This window comes from Brucella sp. RRSP16, from assembly GCF_052246815.1.
GTDB lineage: Bacteria > Pseudomonadota > Alphaproteobacteria > Rhizobiales > Rhizobiaceae > Brucella > Brucella intermedia.
Window position 1 is genome coordinate 1 of sequence record NZ_JBQQAM010000074.1, and the last position, 240, is coordinate 240.

Genomic DNA, 240 nt, shown 5'->3' on the forward strand with positions numbered 1-240 from the left:
TGGTAGGCCTTTACCCCACCAACTAGCTAATCCAACGCGGGCCGATCATTTGCCGATAAATCTTTCCCCCGAAGGGCACATACGGTATTAGCACAAGTTTCCCTGAGTTATTCCGTAGCAATGGTACGTTCCCACGCGTTACTCACCCGTCTGCCGCTCCCCTTGCGGGGCGCTCGACTTGCATGTGTTAAGCCTGCCGCCAGCGTTCGTTCTGAGCCAGGATCAAACTCTCAAGTTGAA

The 240-nt window shown here is 54.2% G+C and carries 1 rRNA gene; it reads right to left on the minus strand.

The window, feature by feature from the left end:
• Nucleotides 1-238 (minus strand): 16S ribosomal RNA (locus ACS5UA_RS22965); the annotation flags it as partial.
• Nucleotides 239-240 lie beyond the last annotated feature (2 nt).